At 67.9% G+C, this 24,482-nt stretch carries 21 protein-coding genes; 14 read left to right on the forward strand and 7 right to left on the reverse strand.

Features of this window, described 5'->3' with window-relative positions; all coding sequences use genetic code 11:
- Positions 1-155: 155 nt before the first annotated feature.
- The 3 genes from BMY97_RS41355 to BMY97_RS48900 all read left to right on the forward strand — a co-directional run bounded on the left by BMY97_RS41355 (position 156) and on the right by BMY97_RS48900 (position 3,096).
- Positions 156-1,427, forward strand: a complete 1,272-nt coding sequence (locus tag BMY97_RS41355) for an MFS transporter (RefSeq protein WP_091628547.1) — start codon at positions 156-158, stop codon at positions 1,425-1,427.
- A gap of 336 nt (positions 1,428-1,763) precedes the next feature.
- Complete coding sequence (locus BMY97_RS48895) at positions 1,764-2,540, forward strand: hypothetical protein (protein ID WP_245787763.1); 777 nt, start codon at positions 1,764-1,766, stop codon at positions 2,538-2,540.
- Positions 2,485-3,096 (forward strand): GGDEF domain-containing protein, encoded by a 612-nt coding sequence (locus BMY97_RS48900; protein ID WP_245787764.1) that lies wholly within the window; start codon positions 2,485-2,487, stop codon positions 3,094-3,096. The genes BMY97_RS48895 and BMY97_RS48900 overlap by 56 nt, the downstream gene beginning before the upstream one ends.
- A 193-nt stretch (positions 3,097-3,289) precedes the next feature.
- On the opposite strand, the gene BMY97_RS41365 is transcribed toward BMY97_RS48900, so the two are convergent.
- The gene (locus BMY97_RS41365; protein ID WP_177231792.1) at positions 3,290-3,847 is read right to left on the reverse strand and encodes an AAA family ATPase; all 558 of its coding nucleotides are present in this window, start codon (positions 3,845-3,847) and stop codon (positions 3,290-3,292) included.
- 232 nt (positions 3,848-4,079) lie between these two features.
- On the opposite strand from BMY97_RS41365, the gene BMY97_RS41370 reads away from it, so the two are divergent.
- Together BMY97_RS41370 and BMY97_RS41375 are read left to right on the forward strand one after the other, a co-directional pair.
- Positions 4,080-4,964, forward strand: a complete 885-nt coding sequence (locus BMY97_RS41370; RefSeq protein ID WP_143086448.1) for a hypothetical protein — start codon at positions 4,080-4,082, stop codon at positions 4,962-4,964.
- 91 nt (positions 4,965-5,055) lie between these two features.
- Positions 5,056-5,595, forward strand: a complete 540-nt coding sequence (locus BMY97_RS41375; protein WP_091628552.1) for a hypothetical protein — start codon at positions 5,056-5,058, stop codon at positions 5,593-5,595.
- Between the two features lie 114 nt (positions 5,596-5,709).
- Here BMY97_RS41375 and BMY97_RS41380 read toward each other — a convergent pair whose 3' ends face one another.
- Positions 5,710-6,348 (reverse strand): hypothetical protein, encoded by a 639-nt coding sequence (locus tag BMY97_RS41380; RefSeq protein ID WP_143086449.1) that lies wholly within the window; start codon positions 6,346-6,348, stop codon positions 5,710-5,712.
- Positions 6,349-6,703: 355 nt separating this feature from the next.
- Between BMY97_RS41380 and BMY97_RS41385 the strand changes: the two genes are divergently transcribed.
- Together BMY97_RS41385 and BMY97_RS41390 are read left to right on the forward strand one after the other, a co-directional pair.
- Complete coding sequence (locus tag BMY97_RS41385) at positions 6,704-9,052, forward strand: hypothetical protein (RefSeq protein WP_091628556.1); 2,349 nt, start codon at positions 6,704-6,706, stop codon at positions 9,050-9,052.
- Positions 9,052-9,513 (forward strand): Imm1 family immunity protein, encoded by a 462-nt coding sequence (locus BMY97_RS41390; protein WP_091628557.1) that lies wholly within the window; start codon positions 9,052-9,054, stop codon positions 9,511-9,513. Before BMY97_RS41385 ends, BMY97_RS41390 begins: the two co-directional genes overlap by 1 nt.
- A 42-nt stretch (positions 9,514-9,555) precedes the next feature.
- Here the strand turns inward: BMY97_RS41390 and BMY97_RS41395 are convergent, their stop codons facing one another.
- Genes BMY97_RS41395 through BMY97_RS41405 form a run of 3 tightly spaced genes read right to left on the reverse strand, consistent with a single transcriptional unit; the run spans position 9,556 to position 12,338 of the window.
- The gene (locus tag BMY97_RS41395) at positions 9,556-10,284 is read right to left on the reverse strand and encodes a hypothetical protein (protein WP_091628559.1); all 729 of its coding nucleotides are present in this window, start codon (positions 10,282-10,284) and stop codon (positions 9,556-9,558) included.
- A 15-nt stretch (positions 10,285-10,299) separates the two neighbouring features.
- Positions 10,300-10,890, reverse strand: a complete 591-nt coding sequence (locus BMY97_RS41400; RefSeq protein ID WP_245787765.1) for a GNAT family N-acetyltransferase — start codon at positions 10,888-10,890, stop codon at positions 10,300-10,302.
- Positions 10,887-12,338 (reverse strand): helix-turn-helix domain-containing protein, encoded by a 1,452-nt coding sequence (locus tag BMY97_RS41405; protein ID WP_483860490.1) that lies wholly within the window; start codon positions 12,336-12,338, stop codon positions 10,887-10,889. Before BMY97_RS41405 ends, BMY97_RS41400 begins: the two co-directional genes overlap by 4 nt.
- A 418-nt stretch (positions 12,339-12,756) precedes the next feature.
- Between BMY97_RS41405 and BMY97_RS41410 the strand changes: the two genes are divergently transcribed.
- A complete protein-coding gene (locus tag BMY97_RS41410) occupies positions 12,757-13,368 on the forward strand; it encodes a GPP34 family phosphoprotein (RefSeq protein ID WP_091628560.1) in 612 nt (203 codons plus the stop codon).
- 71 nt (positions 13,369-13,439) lie between these two features.
- Complete coding sequence (locus BMY97_RS41415) at positions 13,440-14,825, forward strand: APC family permease (RefSeq protein ID WP_143086450.1); 1,386 nt, start codon at positions 13,440-13,442, stop codon at positions 14,823-14,825.
- Positions 14,826-15,241: 416 nt separating this feature from the next.
- Here the strand turns inward: BMY97_RS41415 and BMY97_RS41420 are convergent, their stop codons facing one another.
- Positions 15,242-15,703, reverse strand: coding sequence for a hypothetical protein (locus BMY97_RS41420; protein ID WP_091628563.1), 462 nt, complete (start codon positions 15,701-15,703; stop codon positions 15,242-15,244).
- Positions 15,704-16,025: 322 nt separating this feature from the next.
- Between BMY97_RS41420 and BMY97_RS41425 the strand changes: the two genes are divergently transcribed.
- Together BMY97_RS41425 and BMY97_RS41430 are read left to right on the forward strand one after the other, a co-directional pair.
- Positions 16,026-16,328, forward strand: a complete 303-nt coding sequence (locus BMY97_RS41425) for a hypothetical protein (protein ID WP_091628565.1) — start codon at positions 16,026-16,028, stop codon at positions 16,326-16,328.
- Positions 16,329-16,454: 126 nt separating this feature from the next.
- Positions 16,455-19,079 (forward strand): DEAD/DEAH box helicase, encoded by a 2,625-nt coding sequence (locus BMY97_RS41430; protein WP_091628566.1) that lies wholly within the window; start codon positions 16,455-16,457, stop codon positions 19,077-19,079.
- An 83-nt stretch (positions 19,080-19,162) separates the two neighbouring features.
- Here the strand turns inward: BMY97_RS41430 and BMY97_RS41435 are convergent, their stop codons facing one another.
- Entirely contained in the window at positions 19,163-19,630 is a 468-nt protein-coding gene (locus BMY97_RS41435) for a hypothetical protein (RefSeq protein ID WP_177231793.1), read from the reverse strand.
- A gap of 176 nt (positions 19,631-19,806) precedes the next feature.
- On the opposite strand from BMY97_RS41435, the gene BMY97_RS41440 reads away from it, so the two are divergent.
- From BMY97_RS41440 to BMY97_RS46560, 3 genes are all read left to right on the forward strand, one after another.
- On the forward strand, positions 19,807-20,970 hold the full coding sequence (locus BMY97_RS41440) for a hypothetical protein (protein WP_091628568.1): 1,164 nt from the start codon (positions 19,807-19,809) through the stop codon (positions 20,968-20,970).
- A 310-nt stretch (positions 20,971-21,280) separates the two neighbouring features.
- The gene (locus tag BMY97_RS41445) at positions 21,281-23,653 is read left to right on the forward strand and encodes a LuxR C-terminal-related transcriptional regulator (RefSeq protein WP_091628569.1); all 2,373 of its coding nucleotides are present in this window, start codon (positions 21,281-21,283) and stop codon (positions 23,651-23,653) included.
- Between the two features lie 510 nt (positions 23,654-24,163).
- Positions 24,164-24,463, forward strand: a complete 300-nt coding sequence (locus BMY97_RS46560; RefSeq protein ID WP_143086452.1) for a hypothetical protein — start codon at positions 24,164-24,166, stop codon at positions 24,461-24,463.
- Positions 24,464-24,482 lie beyond the last annotated feature (19 nt).

Consider the following 24,482-nt stretch of genomic DNA (forward strand, 5'->3'; position numbering starts at 1 on the left):
CCTACGCAGGGCCGCCGGATCCGGTGATGCGTGCCGCCACCGGCGCACAGCATTCGGTAACCGAGCTGTGACTCTAAGCCCTGTTCATCGACGCGATCGTGGCTATATTGCCAGGGGTTGAATAGCACCGAGCAGGGTTCAGACCGGGGGAGAAGATGACGGAGGACGAACCGAGAGCTGCTCGGCCTGCCACTTTCCGCGATGTCTTCACCGTCGGGCAGTTCCGTGTTCTCTGGCTGGCGCATCTGCAGTCGGTTCTCGGCGACCAGCTCGCCCGTGTCGCTTTGTCGATACTCGTGTTCGATCGAACCGGTTCGCCCGCCTGGGCGGCGATCACCTACGCCATGACGATCCTGCCGAACCTGGCCGGGGGAGCGCTGCTGTCCGGCCTGGCCGACAGGTTTCCCCGGCGTGCAGTCATGGTGACCGCGGATGTGCTGCGGGCGGTGCTGGTCGCGGTCATGGCACTGCCCGGCCAGCCGATCCTCGTGATGGTGGTGCTGCTGGCCGTGGTCCAGGTGCTCTACGCGCCGTTCACCGCCGCGCGCAGCGCGGTGATGCCCGCGGTGCTCGAGGGTGACCGGTTCATCGTCGGCACGGCGGTCATGCGCACCACCGACCAGCTCGGTCACATCGCCGGCTTCGGTGTCGGCGCCGCGCTGGTGACCGCGCTGGGGACACACACGACACTGGCGGTGGACGCGGGCACCTTCGCCCTCTCGGCGCTGCTGCTGGCTCTTGGCGTCCGCCCGCACCGGCCGCCGGCGTCCGGAACGCAGGCTCGCGGCGCGCGAGCCTGGTGGCACACCCTGCGTGCCGGCTTCAGCCTGGTGACCGGCGATCGCCGTCTGCGCGCGCTGATCGGGCTGGCTTGCGTGTCGGGGTTCTACGTCATCCCGGAAGGCCTCGCCGTCCCCTACGCCGCGCAGATCCACGGCGGCACGCTCGCGGTCGGGCTGCTGCTGGCCGCGAACCCCGTCGGCGCGGTGCTGGGCATGCTGACGCTCAAGAGCGTGCGGCCGGATCGGCGTCTGCGGCTGATGGGCCCGCTGGCCGTAGCAACGTGCGCGGTGCTGATGCCGACCGCGTGGGCGCCGCCGCTGGCGGTGACCGTCGTGTTGTGGGTGGCCAACGGATTCTTCTCGGCCTACGACATGGTCGCCAACACCACATTCGTGCAGATCGTCCCCGACGCGTCCCGCGGCCAGGCGATCGGCCTGGCCGTCGCGGCGATGCAGACGGCGCAGGGGGGCGGCGTGGTGATCGGCGGACTGCTGGCGCAGGCCATCACCCCGGCGGTCGTGATCGGCCTCGCCGGCCTCGGCGGGACGGTCGCGGCGATGACAGCCTCGGCCGCCTGGAGCAGGACGACGCCGCTCCTGCCCCGGACAGGGCAGGGGCGCGGCGCGACCAGCACCGGCACGTAGCCGTGCCGGCCGTTCGTGCTCGAGGCGGGAGGGGCGGGGGAGAGGAAGAGGTCAGCTCCAGGTGTTGTTGCGTCGCCAAGTGTTGTTGCGCACGAGAATCACCTCCTTCGGGGACATGACGCTGCCGAGACTGTCCGGGCTCAGTTCCAGGTGTTGTTGCGTCGCCAGGTGTTGTTGCGCATGAGGTTCACCTCCTCTTCGCCACCGCGCCGGAGAGCTGGGCCATCCGGGTGGTTTTCATGATGATGCGTCAGCAGGCTGTCACGACCCGCACCCGCAGCGTTACGCTGCCCAACTGTGATGTGTGGACATGATCATTGCTGGGGGTGACGGCCGGTGTCTTCGCTGGTCAGTAAGCCGTGGCGATGGGCCAGGTCCTGGGCAGTGTGGTCGTTGCCTCGCCACGTCCTGACCTACGTCCTCGCCGTCGACATCCTCGCAATAGCCACCACCGGCGCCATGGTCCCGGTGCTCCCGGTGACCCGCGCCGATGGCGTCGCAGCCATCATCCTCGGGATATGCGCGATCGCGCACATTGAGCTCTCCCGCAGCATCGAGCGCGCCCGCAAGCTCACCTCCGGCGTCGGGCCGTTCGTCGACAGCCTGACCCTCTGGGACTTCGCCGCGGTGATCGTGCTGCCCCCGGCACTGGCCAGCGGTTTGATCGTCTTCACCCACACCATCGCCTGGCTGCGGGTCTGGCGCGGCCGCCGCCCGCTCTACCGCTGGGTATTCAGCGACGCCACCGTCCTGCTGGCAACCCAAGCCGCCGCCCTCGTCCTGCTCATCGGCCCCGAACCACACCCCGGTGTGCCCGCAGGACTTGGCGGGCTCGCGATCATCCTGGTCGCCGCGATCGTGCGCTGGTTCGTCAACTACGCCCTCGTCGTCGGCGCGATCCTCATCTCCTCGCCCGGCATGCGCGCCCGGGCAGGTCATCGGCGAGTTCGGCGAGCAGATCATCGAAGCCGGCGCGCTCGGCCTCGGCCTCGGCGCCGCAGGCCTGCTCAAGTTCAACCCGTGGCTGCTCGCCGGCATCGTCATCGGCCTGCTCGCCTTGCACCGCGGCGTCCTGCTCGCCCAGTACCGCACCTCGTCACGTACCGACGATAAAACCGGGCTGCACTCCGCAGACTGGTGGCACCAAATCGCTGAGCGCACCCTGGACCGCGCTCGAATCGACAACGTGTCGCTCGCCGTGCTGATGATCGACCTCGACCTGTTCAAGAAAATCAACGACACCTACGGACACCCGGCAGGCGACGATGTTCTGCGAGTTGTCGCTCATGCGATCGAGTCAGAGGTACGTCACGATGACGCCGCCGGACGCTGGGGCGGCGAAGAGTTCATCGTCTTGCTGCCGGGCGTCGACGGCCGCGAACTCGGCGCGATTGCCGAACGGATCCGCCGCCGCATCCACGTCTTGGTCATCCCCATCACCACTGATCACGGCCCGACATCCGTCACCGATTTGACCGTCTCCATCGGCGGCGCCCTGTGGCCGTCCGCCGGGCTAAGTACCGTCGACGACATGGTCCTTGCCGCGGACTCGAACCTCTACACCGCCAAAGACGAGGGCCGCAACCGCGTCAAACTGCCCGACGGCCTCGATCTGCGGGCGGCCGACGACCACTCGGAACCGCACACCAGACCGGCCGAGCAGCCGTAACCCGTTGGGTGGCGCAGGGCGGCTACGAGGCAGTGCGATGTTCGCGCCGACCTCGACGTAGCGGGCCAGACCGTCCTCGAGCAGTCCCGGCACCGCCGGGTCGAGATCCTCAGACAGCGTCTTATGCTCGGCGGCGAACAGGTTCTCAAGCGAGAGCTGGGCTCCTGCTTCGTGCTCGGCCCGGGAAACGGGATCACACGGTGTTGCCGGACTCTCCGGGAAATCCGGCGGGTACCGCGTGGCCGGGGTCGAGTACTGCGACGAGTTCGTAGCCTTCGGCGGGCAAACTCGGCAGCAGTTCGGTCACTGCGGCGTGCTGGGCGCGCACGTCGCTTTCCGGCACGACCCGGGACCGCAGCAGTTGCTGCTCGAGGCACCGCGTCAGGCTGGGCAGGACTACCAGGGCGATCGTGGGCAGCTGGTGCGCGACGGCAATCCGCTGGACCGCGGCGCGGCGCTCGGGCTGGCGGTGGGTGCCGTCGACGACGGCACCGCGCCCGCCGGCGCAGCATTGCCGGAGTCGGCCGTGGGCGCGGGCCACCGCCGCCGCGCCGACGATCCGGCCGTCGGCTTGTTCGCGGTCGTAGGACACGATCTCCAGATGGGGACGCTGGGCAGTCAGCTCGCGCGCCACCGTGCTCTTCCCGCCCCCGGCCGGGCCGACCATCAGCACCACGACAGGCCCGCTCAGCAGGCTCTCCAGCGCCGGGTCGTCGAGCCGGACATCGGCGCGTACCGGGTACCTCGTCATGATCCTCATCATGGCGCCGCTCGTCCGCGGTGATGTCGCGCTTATGTCGCGGACGCCAACTGCCCGATGCGGCCGACATCGAGAAACGTGCGCGCCGACCTGCGCGCACTTGTCCACGGCGATGCCGGGAGCACACACTCGGCGCCCCCATTTCCACTCGATGGAGACCTGCCCAAACCATGTGGTTCACCAGTGAACCGGTACACTGGTGAACCACTTGGAAGGGATGGGCATGGCCGACGATCTGACCTGGCGATTTGAAGTGAAGATGCGCGATCACGACGGCTGGGTGCCTATCACGCGTGATCTGCTCGGCGCCGACGAGCCGCTCTACGGCGACATCGTCGACACCATGGAGATGATCGGCATCCACCGCGAGCACACTGACGCCGCCAAGGACGAGCTGGACGAGGCGCTGGCCGGCTTGACCGCGTTCGGCCAGGGCCGGGGGATGACCGGTGCGCGCATCGTGGTCTGGGACGACGTGGGTGCTGAGGGCGATCCTGCCGTTGTGCTGGAAGCAACGGCTGATCAGCTCGCGGCCGGACGCCTGCGGGTGTCCACCATCGACGTCGACGTCGCTAAACGCGAGGTTGAGGATGCGCGGACCCGCGTGCGCAACGAAATTATCAGAGCGGCGACTGTGGATCGCCTGGGGCGCAACATGATCGCTCGCAACGTCGAGGGCGCATGGGCCCGTCGCTTGGTGCTGGGCTTCCTCGCCGGGCACGACCTCGTGGAGGCGATCCGGGACGCCCTTCCCGAGTCTCTGCGCTGGGCGGCGCCGGACGGCTACTACCCCGAGCCGGGGGAGGAGTACCTCGGGCCGTACTTCTGTGGCCCCGTCCAGATCGACCTCGAGGCCAGCGGCCAGGTCTATCTCCAGCTACTCGACCTCGGCCGCCCCGGCGCCGAGAAGAACGCGTCGCCGCACCGGAACGAATCAGAAGACCCGGAGGGCATCGTGCGTGAGAAATCGGCACGGATCCACCCCCTTGCCAGGACGGTGCTGTCCCGCTTGACGAGCGCCGGAATCCACCTCTATACCGGTGACCGCTCCCCGGCCGCCGAGGAGCATCTGGTGGCCGGCACCCGACTTCTCGCAACTGAGGCTTGACGGGCGTCGAACCAGGAACAGCGACCGCGTGCCGCATCCTGGTGAAGCGCCACCGGATCACACCAAGCCATGACGCAGAAAGGATCCAGTGATGTCACGCGAGTGGACCCCGTGGACCGCAGCTCTCGCCTGGGGCGAACTGCTGACGCTCTGGCACATCGACCACGCCGAGGACACCTGGGCGAGCCAGCCCGACGGCACCGAACGCAAAGTGACAGTCCTGATCGGACGCTGTGTGCGCGTCCTCGCGGCCCAAGCCGGCGGTCCGCCTGCCGAGCACCCGGACAACTTGGAGACGTTGCCACCGGCCGCGCTGGCCGCGATGCTCTGCGATGCCACCGAGCTCAAGCGGGCCTGTGCCCCAGAATTTGGTCCGTCCTCGACGGACGAACTCGGCTACGCCGACGACCGGGAGATCGCCGCGCTGCTGCAGCAACAGGGCCCGGATTGGGTGACGCTCACCAGTCTCTGCGCGCATGTAGGGACCGCACTCGCGCGCGCGGAGGGCGCCGGCCTCGCGGCAGCGACCCTGCGTCGGCAACGTCGCGAAGCCGAGAAGAAGACTCGGAAGGCCTACGAAGCCCAGATGGACGAGACGATCGCCAGCGTCTCGACGTGGATTGGAACCTGACACTCCGCCGCGTTCGCGCTGTCGCAGACGAACGTCCAGGGCGAGTTCCTGGCCGACAGGAGGTCGGCGCCGGCGGACCGGACTGCAGTTGGTTGACCTGCGAGCGACCGGTGATCACTCAGCGGGCGGCGAATGATCACTGGCCTGCGCGGCCGCCTGCATCTTGGCGTTCTCTGCGTCCAGTTTCCGGGTCCAGTCGGCGATGGTGCGGGCGTAGGACCACGGTCTCCACCTGCTCAGCGCGAGAATTGTGTAGCTGCCGGCGAGGCACTCGACCACGCCGAAGTAGTGGCGATGGAATTCTTCGGCCATCGGAAGCTGGGCAGCCAGGGGACGGCGTGCGCTTTCCTCCGCGATGACCCCCGACGTTTCATGCAGCAGCACCAGGTAGCTCAACGTCATGAGCCGAACGTCGATGAGGCCGAGCAACCGCCCCATCAAATTGCGCTGACGAATGCTCAGCAGGTCGCCGAGCTTGGCGAGATCGGCTTGCAGCCCGCCGGTGACTTCACCGGCATCCTCCAGCGCGACCTTCCCCATCCCCCACGCCAGACCAGGGCTCGCAAGCAGCACGACATGCCGGGTCTCGTACGGCAGGACCACCAGTTTCGCCATCAGCTTGCGCCGCTCGCGATGCAGCTCGAGAACCCGGTCCTTGCGTGCCTCCAGCCGGGGCTTGGCCGCGAACTCGATCAGCATCGTCACCAGGGCCGCGGTGACCGCGCTGATGAGAGCCGTCTGTGCCTGATTCACCACGCCACGCTACCGGCAGTGTCGACGCTGACCGGTCCGGCCGGTAGCGGGAGAGGCCCATGCTGGTTGGCACGCTCGCGCGAGACGGCATGGGCGGTCGCTGGTGATCCCTTCACAGTACGACCATTTGGACGTAACCTCTCTGAGGTCGAGAGGGCACCGACAGTGAGCATTCGCCGGGGGAGGGGTCGCACCACCATGCGCGAAATCGCCAGGCCAGCCGGACAGTGCGGCGGCGCGAACACCGCGCCGCGGTGGTAGAGCGGGGCAGCACCACTACGCGAACGCGGGATCCTCAGTCGCGCAACCGCACCGCCAACCTGGTTGGCCGCGATCGGCAGCTGGAGTCGCACGGATGATTCTGCTGCTGGCGATCGTGCTGGGCGTGCTCACCGCGCGACGCCAGTGTCGCCGCCGAACTCCCCGCTCCGCGCGGATGCCGAATTCGCGCCGGGCCTGGAGCGTCATCGCCGTTGCTGGCGTCCTGGCTGTCCACCTGTTGGCCACTGCCCCGCCCGCCGTCGCCGCGGCGTGCGGGGAGGCGCCGAACCCGCAGCGGCCTGGATCGGGCTTAGTCGGCGCCCTCGACCCGGCCGCGCACGGGACCAGCGGCAGTCCCTACGCCGACTACGGCTACGCCGGGCTGGTGTGGAACACCTACGAGACCGACTGCGGCCCGCTGTCGGGGCTGACCAGCCCATCGCTCGGCTTCGACACCTGGGCCGGCGGGCAGCTGCTCGACATCAGCAAAGGGATCGTCGGCACCACCAACTCCCTGCAATACATGGTGGCGGACGGGTCGCTGCTCACACCTATCTACAGCGCGGTGAAATCCGGCGCGGACAAGTCGTTCGCCAACATCTACACCCAGCTGTTCGCCCTCGCCGCGCTCCTGCTGTCCCTCGCCCTGGTGCCTCGGATCTGGAAAGGCGACTTCGCCGCGGTCAGCAAGCGCGCGCTCTACGGGCTCGCCGGCACCTGGATCGCCGCGTCCTCCATCGCGATGCTGGCCTACCTCGGACCCATCGACCACGCCATCGTGGCGACCACCACGAACATCAAGAACGGCTTCACCGAACAGGAAAACGATCCCGCCGCCCGCGACGCGCTGCCCACCGCGCTGCACGAGCACGTCATCTACGACAACTGGCTCCGCGGCGAGTTCGGCAGTCCCACCGCTCCACAAGCCGGCCAGTTCGGCCGTCCACTGCTCGATGCGCAGGCGTTCACCTGGACACAGCTGCGCGACGGCTCGGACGGCAACCAGCAGGCTGTTGATGCGAAAAAGGCCGCATACAGGGACATCTCGACGAAACTTGGCCCGGCAACCGGCTACTTCACCGGCGAGGCCGGCTCGCGCACAGGCGCCGGACTGCTCTCCCTTGCCGAAGCCGCCAGCATGTCGAGCTTCCCGCTGCTGGCCAACGCCGCCGTCCTCGCCGCCCAGGTCCTCATTCGGCTGTTCATCCTCACCGCGCCCCTCATCGGTCTGGTCGCGCTGCTCAAGCCCGATCTCCTGCGCGCCGTGGTGAAAGTCGCCGGCACCGTCGGCTTCCACCTCGTCGTGATCTCCGTCCTGGCGGGCGTGCACTCCGTCGTGATCCAGGCGCTGCTCGCGGCGGACACCACCCTGTCGGTCTGGGTGCAGATCCTCATCGCCGCCATGGTTACGACGGTCCTCATCGTGATGGGTCGTCCGCTGCGCCGCCTGTGGCAGATGATCCACCTGCCCGCCAGCCTCGCCGCCAAGGCCGTCGGGATCCCCGGCCAAGGAAGGCCGGCTCTGCTATTCCTTCGCAGGCGACTCCGTTGGCCGACGGCAGCGCCGAGCTTGCTGGAGACGCTGCAGCGATACCCGAACGCGCTCGCCGTGGCACTCGGGTCAAACCCGCAGGACGCCATCGGTCGCCCAGAACAGCAGGCACACCTGCTGCTGGTTCCTCGACAGAGACTGGCCGCAGACGGGTACGCCCCGACCCCGTGGGAGCTGTCCAGATTCGCTGGGGGGAGACAGCCTGAGTACGCCCTGGCGTCCCAGAATCCTCGAAGCCCACGAACTCAACTCGGCGCCTACGGTGCCACACCTGCAGGGGGGCGCACTGCCGCCATCGGAGGCGGCGGAGGTGGCGGATCGACCCCGCCACCGGGAGACCCGCCGCCTCCGGGTTCGCCCGACGGAAGCGGCGACCGGAGAATTATCGAAGGCGGAGGGGGATTTCGCTATTTTGCGGAGGCGGGGGACAGGGTACAACACCTTCCTCCCCGCGCGCCGCGCGAGAAATCCCACGGATTCACGACTAGATACCCCAATTGGGATCTCGTCCTTTCGGGAGAAGGTGGGCGAGATGCCGTTTATTACGACCGGGACCCGTGGGAGGAGCGGCAGAGGTACAAGGCTGTCTTAGAATGGGTAAACCTTCAGCGTCTCCCGGACACAGTGTCAAAAGACGACAAGGAAATATCTGCGGCGCATGTGGAGATAAAACTACTGGCTATGCTCTCGATAAAAGTAAGTCAGATGCACCCGTGGGAGCGTCCCGATAATGTCGTCATTGTGGTCAACAACAAGCCGTGCCACTACTGTGACAAAATGCTGCAAGAAGTCTCTCAAACGTTGCCTTTTTCGGTTACGGTGTATGGTACTGACGAGGACAAGGGCCACGAGCCCGTCGAGCGTCACTACGAAAGGGATGCTGAGTTCTGATGGATGACGTCTTGCCTGAGGCTGTCGAATACGACATCACTCAAGTCGCCGATCTTGATGCGCTCTTGCGGACCTTGCGGGCAGAAAACGAGAAGCTGGAAGATCCGGACATGACGGGGGGCCGATTCTGGAGGCTGAACGTCGGGCCCGACGCCACAGAAGGTCTGCGTGTCGGCGTTCGCGGCGCAGTCGGTTCACTTGTCTGGTCAACACCGCGGGAGTCATTCGTGCCGACGGTTGGGATGAACGAGGACCTCGCCAGTTATCGTGACATCAAGGGCTATGAAGCTCCTCGGCCGCCTCGCAGTGAGGTGCCCATAAATCTGGTGTATGCCACGGTTGCGGAGTACTACGCTTCCCATCGGCAGCCTGTCACCGTGCAATGGATGGCTGAACCCAGCCCCCCGCGTCTTCCGGGCGAACCCGATAGCTATATGGACGGTGCCTGGATTCCGGAATAGATCCACGGGCCCCGCACCGCTCGACCTTTCCTCGGTGCCAGTTCAGTGGCCGGACAGAGAGTCGGCGCACTGCTTGCCCTTGTCGATCAGCTCCCGCTGAGTCGCGGCGCGGTCCGGGACACATTCGGCTTGGGCGAAGAGGTGCCCGGTGAGCGCGGCCGCGGCGTGGATCGTGCCGATGGGGTTCAACGGGGCGATCTCGTCGATGGGTAACCGGCGGCCCTTGGTCACCGCATCCAAGATGGTCATCATCGATGCCACGGCGTCGAGCTTGTGCTCGGCCGGGCACAGGTGCTGCAGCAGCGAACGCGCACCTGCCACCATGTCCGAAGGGCGCGGGTCGAATGACGATTGTCGGCACCACTCGATGCCCTCACCGAGGATGATCTTCGCGACCTCGCCGGCGTCGGAAGGCTTGATATTGCGCAGCTCGTCGACGCAGAGTTCAGCCCAGCTGCCAGCCGCGGCCTCGGTTTCCTTCAGCATCCGCGTCACATCACGGCGTTTTTCGTAGTCCTGCTGGGTTTCGTCTTCCCTCCGCGCTTCCGTTACCGGAACGTCGAACCCGCCCTGGTCGACGAACGCGACGTAGTTCAGCAGGAACAGCGTCGCGTGCAGGGTCTGATCCAGCACCCGCTGCGCCCAGCGTCCCTGCTCGCCGGGGGCATCCCGCTTCGGCATCGGCTCATCGGCGGCCATTCCGGCGACCTGCTGCGGCTGTGGCTTCGGCCGATCGTCACGGTCACGCCGGTTGCGGTTCCCCTTGCCCATGCGCCGACGATAGCGTCACGCGGGTCGCGGGCCCTGCGAGACACGCGGCGACAGCGGCTTGATCATCACGTCGAAGGTCGGGGCGGCGGGCAGCGGATTCGTCTTCTGGGCCACGCGCCTCCAGCCCCACACCCGGTAGGCGCGTTGCGCCGGCTCCGCCTCGGGCAGCACGGTCAACGTGGCTCGCTGCTCGCGCCGGCCCTCGAAGAGCTGGTCGTGCAGACGCTTGCCCACTCCGCGTCGCCGCCACTCACGGCAGACCAGCAGTTCGACCAGCGCGAAGGTTCGGCCAGGGGTTTCGGTGACCAGCTCGGCGTCCACCGGTGTGGTGACGGTGCTCCACCACGGCGTGTCGGGCCGCAGGGTGACACCGAATGCGAATCCGACGATCTCGTCGTCCGCGCGCGCGACCACAAGATCGAATCCCGGTGCCACCCGCTGGCCGGCGAACCACCGGACGAACATCGACGTGTGCTCTTCTCCCCAGAGGTAGGGCGGTTCGGCGTACACCTCCGAGTAGATCGCGGTGAGAGCCGGCGCCAGCTCCGCGGCACGCTCACCGGCCCGGTCGATCCGCACGAACGTGTCACCAGCAGAGGACGTCACAGCACCCCTTTCGCCGTGACCGACTGAATGTAGGCGGTCAGGGCGTCGATGAATTCCGACACTTCGGCCACACTGCCGTAGCGAAGGTTCAACGGGCCGGCGAGACCGGTCAGCCACTTGGTCACCACGGTCGACCTCATCCCCTGCGCTTGCTGCACCGCGCGCAGGCCGATCATGGCCGCTTCGGCCGGCTCCTGCTGCGCGAGGCGGATTCTGCCCAGCCGCAGGTCGTCGAGAATGCGGCTGCGCAGGTAGCTACCCTCCCGGGCACGCACAGTGTTGATAACGTGCTGCTCCGCGCGACCTGCGTACGTCGCGGCGCGCGCGGGACGGGTGTCGACCAGGGCGAGCTCGGTGTAGGCGTTGGCCGCCAGACACTCGACCTCGGCCTGATCGAGGTAGTGCACCCAGTCCGGCCGATCCCGGGTCGAGGCGCCCTCGAACGTCTCGACGCAGGCATCCACCGCGCGCAGCGCCGCCGACGCCTGCGCGGGACCCAGCTGCGCGCAGGCGCGGGCTTCCAGACCGAGCAGTTCCGAGCGGACCAGCGCGCTGGCGTTGCGAGGAAGGCGGGCCGCGGCTGTCCGGACCAGGGACACGCTGTCGTCGTAGCGGCCCAGAGCGGTGGACATCTGCGTTATGTCGCCGACGATCTTGGCGCCGAGGTCGGCCGCCTCGACGTGACGGCAAGCGTCGAGAGCGAACAGGTAATACCGCTGCGCGAGGCCGAACGCGCCGGTGTCGTAGGTCATCCAGCCCGCCAGCTGCGCCAGCTCCGCCACCACCTGCAGCAGACGCCGGCGCGTGGCCGCCGAAGCAGGCTGGCTGACGGCTTCGGCCACGGCGTTGAGCTGACCGACGACGGCTTTTCGATGCAGGCCACCGTTTCCGGACGCGTCCCAGCGGCGGAAGAACACCACAGACTGCTCCAGCCCGGCCAATTCGTCGTCACCCAAGCGATCCGTGGGCACCTGCACCAGAGGCAGCGACGTCGTCCACTGCTGGACTTGCCGCACGAGCTGTTCGCCGGTCAGCAGCGACAAGCCCAGCAGCACCGAGCGCCTGGTCGCCATGTCCGTCGCCGTGAACTCCTCGATCCTGCGCACCGTGTCGGCTGGCGACCCGTCCAGCACGTCAGCCGACTCCTCCAGCTGTACGTCCACGGGTCGCCTCGTGTCAACGGCGACGGCAGGAGTACCGGCTTCGAGCTGAGCCACGCGATGCCCCAGCAGGAAGCGCCCGCGCACGTCCTCGCTCGCCAAATCCACTGTCGCGTCGAGGATTTCCTGCGAGGCCGGCCCCGGGCTCACGGTGACGCCGCGCGCCTCCCACCTGTTCACGGTCCTGACGCCGATGCCCAGTTTTGCGGCGAACTCGCGGATCGGCATACGCATCGCCTGCCGCAGAATCGCCGCTTCACGGCCTGTCCAGTGTCGAACCTGCACCATGTCCACACCTGTATCAGATAACCGATTGATAACGGGCCGTGGTTCGCCGTGGCACCACCGAGGCACCAGCGAGCCATTCCCGCGGTCGTCACATTCCGGAAGGCTAAGCCCCCGCTACACGCTGTAGGTCATTTTCCGTCACCTGTCGCCCGAGGGGAGCGCACCACCGTTGCAGGTCACCAACGTAGTGCGCGACCCGGGCACAGTCGACGACGAGCCCATCGCGGCCGAGCGCGTCGGTCTGGCAGCGGCGGCGCCGCGACCGGACGACCGGCGCGACGCAATTCCCGCCCAGCGCGGCCAGCCGGGCTCCACCGCGTCCGGTTTCCCCGCGGCCGGGCGGAGCCGGGACGGAGTGCCCTTCGATCCCCGGAAGAGCGCTTCGTCCCGGGCTTGCCCATCGCAGCGTCAACCGCGGGTGGCCGATCTGCTCCTCGCGGCGAACCACGCCGGCGACATCCAGCTCGACCCGGTTGTCCGCGATCGAGCCACCATGGAGCTGGCGCTCGCCGCGGCGGTTCTCATCGATCTCGCGATCGAGAAGCGGATCCGCCTCGAGCCGCCAGGATGCGTTCGCATCCTGGCCGGGCACTCCGGCGATGACCCCTTGACTCACCGAGTCCTGCACGATCTTCGCCGGAAAGCGCGGCCCCGATCGGTGACCGACAGTCTGTACGTCCTGGCCGACATCGTGACGCCCCTGGTGTGGACGCGGCTGGCGGGCCAGGGCGACGCACAACCGCGGAGCGCGCGATGCCGTCGCCGCCCCCGGTTCGAGTTCGTCGGACTGCGCGCGATCCGACGTCCGCACCTCTACCTGACCGCGGCCGCGGACCGCGACCCCGTCGACACCACCGCGGCGGCCCTGTGGCGGCTGCTGACCCTCTTGCACCTCGACGGCGAGAGCACCGACCTGATGCTGAGCGACACCACGATCGCGCGCTTGGACGCCGCCGAGCCCGCACCGCAGGTCACGCCGATCCTCTCCGCCGTCGCCCTCGCGCTCCACGTGCACGCCACCGCCCTCTGAGCCGCATCCCTCGCCCCGGGAGCTTTCCTGTCATGCACTCGTCACCGTGGTCACCCGGCACCCCCGGCTCCGTGCGCCTGGGTGCCGGCCGCCACCGGATCTCGACCGCCGGCGTCGTCGTGATCTCGCTGAGCGCGGCCGCGCCCGCCACCAAAGTCGTCCTGCTCATCACCGCTGGCGCCGGGACAGCCGGTCTCGCGATCGTCGTCGTGGTCGTCGGCGCGCTGGTGGCGCTGCAGGGCGTCGGCTATCTCGCGGCAGCGCGCACCCTGGCCGAATCCGGGATTCCGGCCGGCTTCTCCACCGTGGTAGCGCACGGCCTCGGACGCCTGCCGGGTGCCGCCGCAGGATGGGTCGCGGTCACCTCTTACACAGCCTTGGTCGCGGGAATGGCCGGGATGGCCGGGCATGCTGTGTCCGTCGCGACCGCCGTCGACGGCGGCGGCGACGAGATGCCGTGGCAGATCGGTGCGGTAGCGGCGATTCTGGTCGCCGGCGCCGTGGGCGCCTGGCGCCTGGCGACCGTCCGGGCCGTGCTCTGCGGCGTCGCCGCGATCCAAGTCGCCGCCATGGTCTTCATTGTCCTTAACGGGTCAGTTCTGCATGCGCCGCTCGGCGGGTGGACGGCCGAAGCGACGGGCCCGGCGTTGCTGATCCTGGGCGCTGCGGTCTTCGCCGGTGTGGAGACCAGCGTCATGTACATCAGCTCCTGTCGTGCCGGGCACCGCGGGATTACCCGAGCCGGCGCCGCCACGATCGGCCTGCTCGTCGGGCTGACGGCGGGAACCACACTCGCGCTCAGCATCGCGGCCAAGGGCTCCGCCGTGGACGCGGCGGCACCCAGCCCGGGTCCGCTGATCGCGGGCGGCTGGATCGTTGCCGCCAGCGCCGCGGCCGGGACCGTGGCCCTGCATGTCGCATCAACGGCGTGCGCCGTCCAGCTCGGACGCGATGGCGCGGCACCAGCCTCGCTCGGGACAGCCAGCACACGCCGGCACCGACCCGTCATTGCGACCGCAGCCCAGACTCTGCTCGGGTTCGCGGCCATCGGCACGGCGACCGCCACCGGCGTGGACGCGCAGATGTTCGCGCGGGTGGCCGTCGTCAGCGGAACCGTCGGAATCCTCGTCTTGCTCGCCGTCACAGCGCTGGCCGTCACTGCCCTCTGCGTCACCGGGCCGGATCAGGAGTCGCGCGCCGCGCGCACTCGACGCCGCAGGATTGGCACTTCCAGCCTCACCGCGAGCATCCTGCTGACCTTCCTGGCACTGCTCGTGCTCTCGCGCCCCTCAGCCGCTCTCGGGGTCGGACCGGAGTCATGGGTGCCGGAAGCCGTCCTCGCGGGATACGTCTTCGTCCTGATCTTCGCGACGGTGTGGGCGCTGCTGCGGCGCCGGACCGATCTCAACCGCCACGTGGCCGGGCTCCGCACCGCAACAGCAAGGACGCGCTTGTAGCCAACACAGTGACAAGAGCAAAGCGTCCACTATGGACGCTCTGGTCATGCCTCCGAATCGTCGAGATGCCGACCAGCTCCCGCCGCCTCTTCGGCCGTGACGGGAAGGACCAATCGATCCTCATCGGTGTCATTCGCGTGGCGGAGATCCTGACGTCGCCTCGATGGGGATTGCCGCCCGCATCGGGCCTCGCGATGCGGCCAGGATCCGCCAAAGCCTGGCAGCCACCGCATCGACTGCGCCCAGTGTTGCTCCAGCCGCATCGTCCACTGTTTCCAGCAGCGCCACCGGATCGCGGTAAACCCAACCAGTTTCATAGGCGATCCACAGTGGACAACAGCAACCGGGATGGCCACTGCCAGCTCGGACACTTCCACCTGCGCCGCGGCGCACACTTGTTCGGGCAGACGGATTTGCTAGTCAGCGGGCCCTACGAGGTGCAGGCGGTGACCAGGAGTCTCGGGATGGGTCATCGCGCGCAGCAACGCCCGCACGGAGTACGCCGCCACCTTCCTGCCCGGTCCGTGCAAGCTGGGAGCCCAGGCCTGGATCTGGCGCACGAAGACTTTCCCCAGCGCGGTTGTCAGCCGAATGTCGCTCTGCTCGTCGTCCGGCCAGGCAAGCCGCTGGACCACCAGGTCGAAAACGTCGCAGTGTGCGAGGTGGTCGTCCTGGCCGTTGATCAGGTCCGATTGCGCCAGGACGGTGAGTACCAGCGAGGCGTCATCAACGGCCTCGGGCATCGGTGTTCCGGCGTCAGCCAGCGACGCGAGATGCCCGCGCAGGATGGCGCACACCCACTGCCGCGGGTCGCTGCCGGACCGTGCCGCCGTGTACTGGACCAGCGTGGCGAGGTCGTGGGGGAGGCTGAGCTGCACGACAAGTCTCCTTCGAGTACGTGCTGGACGCTCCTGCGCCGGCGCGGCGATCGTTGACGATCGCCGCTTCACCCGGTAGTGAGCACCAAGAGGTTGATCCAGTAACGCGCCGTCAGTAACGTTACTGCCACTGGGGTCCGGTGAACACCCCGACTACGTCGCCCAGCCATCACGGAAGCCCTCAGCCTCGATCACCGTGGCACCACCCGCTCCTGAAACCGATGATGATGCCCAGACCGCAGCCCGAACCTCGCGCTTGTCCGGCCCTCGTGATCGCGCTCCAGCCAGCGCTGCGTCGCGTCGCGCGGATGCAGGTGAGTCGATGACTGCCTGGCTTCTGGCGGTACTGATCGCCGTCATCGCAGTTCCGGCAGCGATCTTCGTCCTGCTGGCCGCGCACACCCGCCAAGCCAACCGGGAGTCCCCGCGACCGCCACCGCTGCAGCTGTCCAAGCCGCAGACCAGGCTCCTCGCTGAGCAGATCGCAGACCGCAACGAACGCCGTCGCGCGCTGGACCCGCAGGCAACCGAAATCCTGTTCCCGCCGTGGCTGACTCCCGCATCGTCGGATGCTGCCGACGAGGACGGCGCCTCGTCGGCCACACCGGATCAGCTCGGGCCCTAGTCGCGCGCGCACCAGACGTGCGGCAACGGCCCCGCCGAACAGGGTCTTCGAACCGGGCCCGAACACCATGTCGTCAAGGCGCCGAATACCATCGACGTCCACGCTGAGTTCCCGGAGGAGGGGATAGTGCCGGCTACCGCTCACCGGACGAGGGTCGGGACGGCAGCGGGCCGACACGGCACCTGTGGCCGAGCTGGCGAACGAGAGCTGTGGCCTCATCAACGGAAGGCCCTGGACGCCGCGGTCGCCGAGCTGCGCACCGCCGCGCGAGCCCACCTGGTCATGGCCTGCGGAACTGGCAAGACCGGGGTCGGCAAAGCGGTGGCCGACGAGCTCGCTGCCGACACGGCCCTGGTCGTCGTGCCGACGCTGGAACTGCTCGCCCAAACCGCGCGGGAATACGTCGCCTACGGATACACCGGACGACTGCTCGCGGTCTGCAGTGACGCCGATGTGCTCACCGGCGCCACCGCCGCCGATTCCAGCGACCTGGCCGAGGAACTGTCCGGAACCGCGGCGCACGTCTCCACCCGGCCCGACGAGCTCTCCGCCGCGGCGGAGGCACCAGGCCGGCTGGTCGTCTTCAGCACCTTCGCCAGCCTGCCGGTCATCGCCGCCGCACACCGTGAGCACCAGCTTGGGCCCTGGCCACTGATCGTCGTCGACGAGGCGCACCGATCGGCGGGCCACAAAGGCAAGGCCTGGCACGCCATCCACGACGATCGGACCATCCCGGCCACCCGCCGGCTGTACATGACCGCGACACCGCGGATCATGAACAGCAGCGTCGACGAGTCCGTCTCGATGGACGACCCACAGGTGTTCGGCCGGGAGGCGTACCGGCTGCCATTCGCCGAGGCCATCGACGCCGGACTGCTGGCCGACTACCGCGTCGTAGTCAGCATGGTCACCGACGCGGAGATCGCCGCCCTCACCGACAGCCACCTGGTCGACGTCGACGGCAGCACCATGCCCGCGCAGATGCTGGCCGCCCAGATCGCCCTGTTGAAGGCCAGCCACGAGTACGGCCTGGGCCGCATCATCAGCTACCACCACCGCGTGGCATCCGCGGCTCGATTCGCGACCATGCTCCCGCGCACCGCCGACCTGCTCGCCCAGGACCTCATGCCCAGCGCCCAGCTCACAGCGAACTGGGTCAGCGGCGAGATGACCGGCCCGCAGCGCCGCGCGATCCTCGCGCAGCTGAACAACCCCGGCCAGGACACCGTCGTGATCGCCAACGCGCGGGTGCTGACCGAAGGTGTGGACGTCCCCGACCTCGATGCGGTGCTGTTCGCCGACCAGCGCAGCAGCCCAATCGACATCGTGCAGGCCATCGGCCGAGCGCTGCGCACCGGGGGCAAACCGCACAAGACCGCCTACGTCGTCATCCCGGTCATCGTGCACGCCGACGAAGACCCTGCCGCTGTCCTGGAAAGCTCACCGTTCAGCTTGGTGTGGCAGATCGTACGAGCGCTGCGCGCACACGATGAGCGCCTCGCGAGCTGGCTCGACACCAGCCGGTCGCGGGCAGCCAGAACCGGCTCCCACGCCACCGCGCAGCTCGGCGAGCTTCCGAGCTGGCTGCTCATGCACGGCAGTGACGTTCCCGCGCAGTTCGCGCATGCGATCACGGTGCGCACCGTGGAGACGGGATCCTCCACGTGGTGGGAGAACTACGGCCTCGCCGAGGACTACTTCCGCCGCACCGGACATCTCCACCCTGACAAGGAAACCGATCCGGAGTTGTACCGGTTCGTGACCAACAACCGCACGCGACGGAAGTCGGGGATCGTCACTGCAGATCGTGTCGCGGCGCTCGACCGGATCGGAATGGTGTGGGACAAGCGAACCGCGAACGTCGAGGACCACTGGCGAGTCCTGATGGCGGCATGCAAGTCCTACCACGACATCCACGGCGATCTTCGCGTTCACTCGGCATTTCGCATGCCAGACAACAACTTTCCGCTGGGCTCGAGGCTGGCCACGGTCCGCGGGATGGCCCGCAAGGATCCCGAGTCGGTTCCTGTCGACGTCAAGCAGCAGCTGGACGAGTGGGGAATCGCCTGGCACAAGCTGGACGCGAAATTCGCCGAGTTCCTCGAGCACCTGAGCCATTGGCGCGAGCGCGGAGGTGACCAGGACCTCGACGCCGGCGAGCTGTGCTGCGACCACTACCCGCTGGGCGCGCGGATCAAGCAAAAACGCAACAGTCACCAGCAGGGGAGAATGCCTGCGAGCCAGCGGAAAACCTTGGAACGCTCTGGACTGATCATGGAGATCCGGGAGTATCGCGAGGACAAGCTCCTGGCCGCATGTGACAGGTGGCTCGACGCACGACGCAGTGACGGGGTCGCCGCACCTGTGCTGAACGTGCCCGATGACTTCATCGACTCGACGGGATTCCGACTCGGTCCCGCGCTCGAGTACCAGCGTGTTCAGTACGCCCGCAGCCTCCGGGATGGGCAGGGCGGGAAGCCGCGATCGGTTGACTCAGACCTGGTCGCGGAGCTGGAGCGCCGGGGCATGGTGTGGCGGCGCGTGGCAGTTCGCCGCGAGGTTGCCGAGGCCGAACTGGCCGATCTTCGAACCAGGGCCGGACTTGACCAGGTCCAGGCGGTCATCAAGCTCATCAACCAAGGCGTGACCAGATGCAGCATCGCCGACGGGCTGGGCATCCTGTCCGCCACCCTGGGCTACCGGATTTCCCAGGTCGAGCGCGGAACGTGGACCGGACAGATCCGCGTCTGACGACGAACAGCCACGTCAGGCGGGGAAGTCCGTGACGTGGAGCCGGCCGATCAGTCCAGGAGGGCGGAAGTGGGGCGGCGGTTTCAGCCGGGCAGGACTGCGGAGACGGTGCTGGCTGGTGTTGCGTTGGCGAAGGCGTTCCACAGCAGGTTGATCGGGTGGTCGGCGGCGTAGCGGTCGCGTTCGCCTTTTCGGGCGAAGATGCCGGTGACGATCTCCAGGCGGGGCTGGTAGTCCTCGGCGAAGTCGATCTTGCGCAGGCCCTGGCCGGGCAGCCGGCCCTCTAGTGCGGCGTCGGCGACGCGTTCGGTGGTGAGCAGGCACCCGTGCAGCAGATCGCTGGTGAGCAGGTTGAGGCCGTAGTTGAGGGAGTCGATGTCGGCGACGACGTCGAGCACGCCGCGGTAGTCGGGGCCGTACCAGCGGCTGAGGAACTGGGCGAGCAGCCCGGCGGTCGGGGCGAGCAGCGGCAGGCCGGGCAGCCGCTCGGCGCCGACCGGTGGAGCCGGGCAAGGCGAGAACGCCGATCTACTGACATCGAGTGTCGCCACCTACTAACACCTGGTGACGTTCCTAGGTCAGCGAGATGTCGCCTCACACCGCCGACGCACTCGACAGGAACCCTGGTATGCCCAGCTCAGGATAGTTGGCAAATCAGCTGCCACCCGGCAAGGTAGACGAGGTGAGTCGGAGCAGCGCGGTGCGGAAGCTGGCCAGGTCCCTGCAAGTGAAGACCGGCGTCCGGGTCGAGGCGACCTACGACCAGTACAGCTCGCACAAGACTGTGGGCTGGTACCTGACCTGGTGCGACGGGCCGACGATCGAGACCATGCGACGCCGTGCGACCGCGTCGTCCCGCGGCCTGGCCGAGGTGGACACCGCACAGCTGCGGTTCAGGCGCGAAAGCACCGATGCCGCGGAGGTCGCGGCCTTCCTGGCGTTCGTGTTGCCCCATCCGGCCATGCTCAAGGAACCGCCGCTGGACGCCTTGATGAGCCACAGCACCACCGACTTCCCCGGAAAGATCGACCAGTCGGTGTGGGATATGGCGCGGTTCGCGCTGACGCGGCCCGAGCTCGCGGACACCTACGACAAAGGCCGCAAGGCGATCGACTACATCGTCAAAGTCGGCCTCAACGGGCTGAGGCTGGACATGTGGCTGACCGGAGCCAGCCGGCAGGCAGATTGCCAACCCGCGCCACCAGCGGTGGAGACCGACGCCGTGTCCGGCAAAGTACGCCGTGACCTGGAACGGATGATTGACACCGTGCAGGCCGAGCTCGTCGGCGGCAGCACCCATCGCGACGACCCGCGTGTGCAGCTGCTCGTTGCCGAGACCAGCCGTCGGCTGCTGCTGGAGATCGTCGACCAGCACCAGCGGCGAACCGCGGCGCATGCTCTGGTCGACGGTGCCGGCCTGTCCTCGCTCAGCACGATGATCGGCTTGGCTCCTCGGACGCTGGGCATGCGCTGGGGCAAGGACCTGGACGCGGATCTGGCGCCCTTGGCATGGCTGCGCGACAACGCCGCAGCGTGGGCCTCCGCGTGCGCGGCCGCCGGCAGTGTCCTGCGCGGATCGCGCGGATTCTATCCCGACCAGGAGACCCGCCAGGACCTGTGGACACTCAGCGACGCCGACGCGACCCGCGGATGGCGAACCCTCGTCCAGACTCCCGAGGCCGCGCGCCGCGTGCTCGCGGTAACCCGCAACCGCCAGCCCACCGGCACCGAGGAGGCGCTGCGAAGCCTGGGTGCCCAGCTGCAGGCCCATGATCAGGCGGCGCCACCGGATCGCCGCGAACGCGCGCTGCGCCGAACTCCCTCCATTCCCGACGCCCCGCCCGCGGAGCCAAGCGGCCCCGCGCGAGCTCTGAACGACGGGTGGGGTTGAGTGAGATCGTAGCTCCGATGAGCCGCTTCCGTCAGACGCGATACTCAGCCGACACAGTGGACAGCGCGATCGTCCCGCGCATCAGTGATCACCTGCCTGGCCGGCGAGTCGGATTCCCGTGTCAGGGATTCCCATTGTGCGACGCCCATTCCCTGCAGAATGCCACCTGACGGACCAGGGCGTGTTCCACAGTGGATTCGACTGAGGTGCCCGGCGTGACGGGCAGATCGGGGCCAGAACACGAGAACTCGGCATGTGACCTGCGAGAACAAGGCCTAGTGTAGTCAGCCGATTGGCCTACTGTGGAGTCATGTCCGCCCAGCGCTCGATTCGGGATGCGGCCGCATCGGCAGGTAAGCTACCTGCCGATGTGACCACGTTCGTCGGGCGCAAGAACGAGCTGGCGGAGGCTAAGCGGCTGCTGTCGAACGCCCGGCTGGTCACGCTCACCGGCTTCGGCGGTGTCGGCAAGACCCGGCTCGCCCTGCGGTTGGCGCAAGAATCGCGCCGAGCGTTCCCGGGAGGTGTGCGCCTGGTGTCCCTGGCTGCGCTGGCCGAGCCGGAACTGGTTACCAGTGCCGTCGCCGAGGCCTTGGGCGTGCGCGATCAATCCGCCCGGCCACCCATGGAGGCGCTCATCGAGCACCTGCAGGACCGGCGACTGCTGCTCGTCCTGGACAACTGTGAGCACCTGGTGGACGCCGTCGGCGTCCTCATCGGCACGCTGCTGCGCGCCGCGCCTAATCTGAAGGTCATCGCCACCAGCCGAGCCCATCTCAACGTGCACGGCGAACACGTCTTCGTCGTTCCGCCGCTCTCGGTCCCCGATGAGGACACTCTGGAGTCCGGACGCGCCGTGCTCACGGAGTTCGAGGCCATTCGCCTGCTGGTCGATCGTGCCGCGGCCGCCGGATACCCGGTCTCCGACGACAATCTGCACGACCTTGCCCGGCTATGCCGCCGCTTGGACGGCATCCCGCTGGCGATCGAACTGGCCGCCGTGCGACTGAAAACCCTGTCGGCACAAGAGATCCTGCGCCGACTCAGTGATCGCTTCCGGCTGCTCACTGGTGGCGACCCCCGCGTCGTGCCCTCGTACCACCAGACTCTGCGCGCCACAGTGGACTGGAGCTACGCGCTCTGCTCGCACGCCGAGCACACCCTGTGGGCCCGGCTCTCGGTGTTCGCCGGCAGCTTCGACGTGGATGCCGCGGAAGCCGTCTGCGCCGGCGGCGGCTTTGTCGCCGACGATGTGCTCGATCTGCTTGCCAGCCTGACCGAGCAGTCGATCCTTACCGTTGACCGCAGCCGAAGCCCCGCCAGGTACACCCTCGTGGATACCCTGCGTGAATACGGCCAGGAGCGGCTCGACGAACTCGGCGACACCACGCGAATGTGGCAGCGGCACCGCGTCTACTACGAGAACCTCGTGGTCGACGCCTCAACGACCTGGTACTCCTCCAAAGAGATCGAGCTGCTAACACTGCTCAAGGCCGACCTGCCCAACATCCGTGCGCTCATGGACAGATGCCTGAACGAGCCGGGTGCCGAGGTCTCCGCGATCACTGTCGCGATCGCGCTGACGCGGGTGCGGTTCTGGTTCTTCCACGGCACGATCGGCGAAGGGCGGATGTGGCTGCGACGGAGCCATGATCAGATCAGCGCGGGTCACCTCGAGCTGCGCCGCGTGGCGCTGGCGTGCGCCGCGTGGCTGGCCCTGTGCCAGGGGGAGCACCGTGACGCAGACACGATCCGCGGCGCCTACCGCGAACTCGGACCCGGCGTCGAGAACGGGTTCGCGGAAGCCGTCGTCTGCTTCGCCGAAGGAATCCGTCGATGGCTGGTCGACGCCCACCCCGACGCCGTGGCGTTGCAGCTGCAGGCGCGCGACCGGTTCCTCCGGCTCGGCGCGCACGGCGATGCGTACATGGCGGACCTGTTCGCGACCATGGCGGCCGGCTTCCTGACCGATCGCGACACGGCGCTGCCGGCCAGCGAGGATCTGCTGAAAAAGGCCGAGGCCAGCGGAGGAATCTGGTCGATTTCCTGGGCCTGGTGGGCAGCGGGATTCGCCAGACTGCGGTTCGGCAACCGGCAGCGAGCCACCCGGATGTTGCGCGACGCGCTGAGCCAGCAGCAGGCGATCGGCGACCAGTGGGGCCCGGTGTGGAGTGTGGAAGCACTCGCCTGGGCAGCGGCGGCGATGGGCGAGTTCGAGTATGCGGCCTGGCTGTTCGGCGCCGCCGACCAAATGCGGAAGCTGACCGGAGCCGTCATGTCCGGCCTACGCACGTTCGCGGAACAGCGAGCCGAAGCCGAACGGCTGGTGCGCAGCGCCTTGACCCCGCAGCAGTACTCCGCGGCGTATCGGCAGGGCAGTCTGCTCACCTGGGACGAGGCCCTCAACCTGGCCTTGCATCGCCAGGTCCCGGATCCGCGGCGGGCTGCGCCACGGTCGACCTCGAGCGCGGGCGCGACGCTGTCGCGACGGGAAACGGAGATCGCGAAGCTGATCGCCGAGGGGCTGAGCAATCCCGACATCGCCAGCAAGCTCGTCATCTCCGCGAGGACGGTGGAGAAGCACGTGAGCAACATCCTCACCAAGATCGGGTTGAACAACCGGCAGCAGGTCGCGGCCTGGGTCGCGACGCCGGGCAATTTCCCGGCGACCGGGACCACGTAGTCCCGCCAGAGGATCACCGGCAAGGGATTGGCCTGTGCAGTGCTGCAAAGTTTGCCCACTCGAGCCCTGCACAGGCCAGGTCCTCACCCGGTTCCGCAGTGTCTCCAAGCCGCACACACAGGTCGCCGAGCGTGCGGCTGACGGTCACCACGTCCTCCCCCGATCAGTACGAGGACTGCGCCCAGTCTGTTCCGCTCACCCTCGAATGGCATCAGGGGACTCACGTAGGCGAGCACGTACTTCATCACCACGTAGTGACTGCTGGTGATCGCGCCCGGCTGCGGATGTCACCCGGTCAGCGCATTTCGGACGTATCCGCCAGACTACGCGGCCCTCGAGTGCGGCTACGCGGCGCGCAGCATGCAAACTCGGCTTGCCGGTGGCATCGGCCGGCACACCACCACTTCATCGGGTGTTCCATGGCTCTTGTGCCGGGCGTGGAAGTGACCGTGCGCCGCGCCGGTACGATCCGTCGCGACAGCCCGCACCCGGCTCAGGACGTTGGCGCCCATGAACTCTGAGATCGGCTGGTGGCAGAGCCGCGGCTACATCGTCCAAATCACCTATTTCCCGGGTGACAAAGTTCTCCCTGGACGCGAATGCGGGCCGGACGACAGCCCCGATCACGTCGTTGTCACCATTTTCGCCGGAGATCAGACCGGCGAGGTGATAGAAAATCCTCGAGCTGCTCGCTCGATCGCCGAGGGGATTGGCACGAGCCTCGACAACGCGATCAGGGACCTGCACCCGACGCAAGAATTCTCCCCGGCTGTGAGCGACCCTGGTCGACACGCAGAGCCGCCATTCTGAGATTTCGGCATGATTCGTC

The organism is Amycolatopsis saalfeldensis, from assembly GCF_900110575.1.
Taxonomy (GTDB): domain Bacteria; phylum Actinomycetota; class Actinomycetes; order Mycobacteriales; family Pseudonocardiaceae; genus Amycolatopsis; species Amycolatopsis saalfeldensis.

Excerpts from the sequence above, each read along its gene's own strand:
- BMY97_RS41355 (WP_091628547.1), top strand. The coding sequence starts at position 156 with ATGACGGAGGACGAACCGAGAGCTGCTCGGCCTGCCACTTTCCGCGAT.
- BMY97_RS41365 (WP_177231792.1), bottom strand. The coding sequence starts at position 3,847 with ATGACGAGGTACCCGGTACGCGCCGATGTCCGGCTCGACGACCCGGCG.
- BMY97_RS41370 (WP_143086448.1), top strand. The coding sequence starts at position 4,080 with ATGGCCGACGATCTGACCTGGCGATTTGAAGTGAAGATGCGCGATCAC.
- BMY97_RS41375 (WP_091628552.1), top strand. The coding sequence starts at position 5,056 with ATGTCACGCGAGTGGACCCCGTGGACCGCAGCTCTCGCCTGGGGCGAA.
- BMY97_RS41385 (WP_091628556.1), top strand. The coding sequence starts at position 6,704 with ATGATTCTGCTGCTGGCGATCGTGCTGGGCGTGCTCACCGCGCGACGC.
- BMY97_RS41390 (WP_091628557.1), top strand. The coding sequence starts at position 9,052 with ATGGATGACGTCTTGCCTGAGGCTGTCGAATACGACATCACTCAAGTC.
- BMY97_RS41395 (WP_091628559.1), bottom strand. The coding sequence starts at position 10,284 with ATGGGCAAGGGGAACCGCAACCGGCGTGACCGTGACGATCGGCCGAAG.
- BMY97_RS41405 (WP_483860490.1), bottom strand. The coding sequence starts at position 12,338 with ATGGTGCAGGTTCGACACTGGACAGGCCGTGAAGCGGCGATTCTGCGG.
- BMY97_RS41425 (WP_091628565.1), top strand. The coding sequence starts at position 16,026 with ATGACTGCCTGGCTTCTGGCGGTACTGATCGCCGTCATCGCAGTTCCG.
- BMY97_RS41445 (WP_091628569.1), top strand. The coding sequence starts at position 21,281 with ATGTCCGCCCAGCGCTCGATTCGGGATGCGGCCGCATCGGCAGGTAAG.
- BMY97_RS46560 (WP_143086452.1), top strand. The coding sequence starts at position 24,164 with ATGAACTCTGAGATCGGCTGGTGGCAGAGCCGCGGCTACATCGTCCAA.